The sequence below is a fragment of the Azospirillum sp. genome, assembly GCF_035627195.1.
In the GTDB taxonomy this organism is placed as follows: Bacteria; Pseudomonadota; Alphaproteobacteria; order Azospirillales; family Azospirillaceae; genus Azospirillum.
Genome location: NZ_DASPMG010000362.1, coordinates 1 through 2,408, shown reverse-complemented (window position 1 = coordinate 2,408; position 2,408 = coordinate 1). Strand labels below are relative to the sequence as shown.

At 69.5% G+C, this 2,408-nt stretch carries 4 protein-coding genes; 3 read left to right on the top strand and 1 reads right to left on the bottom strand.

Going from position 1 to position 2,408, the window contains the following annotated elements:
* Positions 1 to 6 precede the first annotated feature (6 nt).
* From VED21_RS32060 to VED21_RS32050, 3 genes are read left to right on the top strand one after another with little or no spacing between them, the layout of a single operon-like run.
* Positions 7 to 165, top strand: a complete 159-nt coding sequence (locus VED21_RS32060) for an acetyl-CoA carboxylase biotin carboxyl carrier protein subunit (protein ID WP_414638356.1) — start codon at positions 7 to 9, stop codon at positions 163 to 165.
* Between the two features lies 1 nt (position 166).
* Positions 167 to 1,066, top strand: coding sequence for a hydroxymethylglutaryl-CoA lyase (locus VED21_RS32055; protein ID WP_324889804.1), 900 nt, complete (start codon positions 167 to 169; stop codon positions 1,064 to 1,066).
* 32 nt (positions 1,067 to 1,098) lie between these two features.
* The gene (locus VED21_RS32050; protein ID WP_324889802.1) at positions 1,099 to 1,926 is read left to right on the top strand and encodes a universal stress protein; all 828 of its coding nucleotides are present in this window, start codon (positions 1,099 to 1,101) and stop codon (positions 1,924 to 1,926) included.
* 151 nt (positions 1,927 to 2,077) lie between these two features.
* On the opposite strand, the gene VED21_RS32045 is transcribed toward VED21_RS32050, so the two are convergent.
* The coding region (locus VED21_RS32045; protein ID WP_324889800.1) for an SDR family oxidoreductase at positions 2,078 to 2,408 on the bottom strand (331 nt) is incomplete at its 5' end.

Sequence of the window (2,408 nt, the reverse complement as noted above, 5' to 3'; positions counted from 1 at the left end):
CAGGCGGTGGAGCGCGGCGCGCCGCTGATGCTCCTTGAAGCCATGAAGATGGAGCACACCATCAAGGCGCCGGCCTCCGGCACCGTGTCGGCCGTCCACTTCGCGGTGGGCGATCAGGTGTCGGAAGGCATGGAGCTGCTGGTCCTCGACGTGGAAGGGGAGTGAGATGCGCCTGCCGCCGAACGTCCGTCTGGTCGAAATGGGGCCGCGAGACGGCCTGCAGAACGAAAAGCAGATCGTCCCCACCGCCACCAAGGTCGAGCTGATCCACCGCCTTGCCGACGCCGGGCTGACGGTGATCGAGTCCGGCAGCTTCGTGTCGCCCAAGTGGGTGCCGCAGATGGCCGACACGCCGGAGGTCTTCGCCGGCATCCGGCGCAAGCCGGGCGTGCGCTACACCGCGCTGACCCCCAACGCCAAGGGCCTGGAAGGGGCGCTGGCGGCGGGGGCGGACGAGGTGGCGGTGTTCGGCGCGGCGTCCGAAAGCTTCTCGCAGAAGAACATCAACTGCTCGATCGCCGAGAGCCTGGAGCGCTTCGCCCCGGTGATGGCGGAGGCGAACGCGAAAGGCATCCCCGTGCGCGGCTACGTCAGCTGCGTGCTGGGCTGCCCGTACGAAGGCGAGATCGCCCCGGCGGCGGTGGCCGAGGTGGCGGCGAAGCTGTTCGACATGGGCTGCTACGAGGTGTCGCTGGGCGACACCATCGGCACCGGCACGCCGGCCAAGGCGCAGGCGATGCTGGCCGCGGTGGCGGAGCGCGTGCCGGTGGAGAAGCTGGCCGTGCACTTCCATGACACCTACGGGCAGGCGCTGGCCAACATCCTGGCGTCGCTGGAAATGGGCGTGGCGGTGGTCGACAGCTCGGTCGCGGGCCTGGGCGGCTGCCCCTACGCCAAGGGCGCTTCGGGCAACGTGGCGAGCGAGGATGTGCTATACATGCTCAACGGGCTCGGCATCGGAACCGGTGTCGACCTCGACCGCCTGATCGCCGCGGGGGCGTTCATCAGCGAGGCGATCGGCCGGCCGACGGCGTCCAAGGTGGCGCGCGCCCGCGGCTGCGCATAAGGACGCAGCGGACCGCGAAGGGAGTGAAAAACATGACCTACAAGAACCTGCTGGTCCACCTGGACGACGGCGAGCGGGCGAACGCGCGCCTGGACATCGCGATCAACCTCGCCAGGGACTATGGCGCCAAGCTGGTCGGTCTGTTCGCCAAGAGCGAGCAGTCCGGACCCAGCCTCGTGGCGCGCCGCGCCAGCGAGCACCTGACCCAGGCCGGCGAGGCGGTGCGCGCCGTCTTCGAGGAGAAGACCCGGGCGGCCGGCGTGCAGGCCAAATGGTGGCAGCTCAGCCACGGCGAATACGCGCACGTGGTGGGCGAGACGGCGATCTGCTCGCGCTACAGCGACCTCGTCGTGCTGGGCCAGCACGAGCCGGAGGACGCCCGCGTCCCGCAGGAGCTGATCGAGGAGGTCGTGCTGAACTCCGGCCGGCCGGTCCTGGTCATCCCCTACATCCGCACCTCGCCGCACGTGGGCGAGCGCGTGGTCGTCGCCTGGAACGCCTCGCGCGAGGCGGCCCGCGCCATCAACGACGCGCTGCCGCTGATGCGCCGGGCCAAGTCGGTGCTGGTGCTGGCGCTGCACCCGCCGCGTCCGGAGATCGACATCGGCGGCGTGCCGCCGGTGGACATCATCGAGCACCTGGCCGACCACGGCGTCACCGCCCAGCTCGACCGCATGTCGGTGGAGAGCATCCTGCCGATGGACGCGGTTCTGTCGCGCGTGTCGGACGAGGCGGCGGACCTTCTCGTGATGGGCGGTTTCGGCGGCTACGGCAGCCACCCGTTCCCGTGGCTGAACCGCGGTTCCAACACCCGGCACATCCTGCGCCAGATGACCGTCCCGGTGCTGCTGTCGCATTGAGGGCGTAAAAAGCCCCTCTCCCTTGAGGGGAGAGGGGTTGGGGTGAGGGTGGTTACGGGCGGCAGCCCGGAGAAGAGTCTCTTCCGCCCTGCCGGGCGTAAATACCCCTCATCCCAACCCTTCTCCCTCAAGGGGAGAAGGGCTTTTCACCTCAAATACACCGTCCCCCGTCCACCTCCATGCACACGCCGGTGAGGAACTCGGCCTCGTCGGAGCATAGGAAGAGGGCGGCGTTGGCGATGTCCTGGGGCAGGGACAGGCGGCCCAGCGGGATCGTCGCCTTGAACTGGGCGCGCTTCTCCGGCGTGTCCTCGCCCATGAACAGGTGCAGCATGCCGGTCTCGCCGGCCACCGGGTTCAGCGCACACACACGGATCCGGTCGGGCGCCAGCTCCACCGCCATGGACTTGGTCAGCGTGATCGCCGCTCCCTTGGAGCCATTGTACCACGTCAGCCCCGGCCGCGGGCGCACGCCCGCCGTG

What these genes read in the sequence shown, in the direction of transcription:
- VED21_RS32050 (WP_324889802.1), top strand. Translation starts at nt 1,099, where the DNA reads ATGACCTACAAGAACCTGCTGGTCCACCTGGACGACGGCGAGCGGGCG.
- VED21_RS32055 (WP_324889804.1), top strand. Translation starts at nt 167, where the DNA reads ATGCGCCTGCCGCCGAACGTCCGTCTGGTCGAAATGGGGCCGCGAGAC.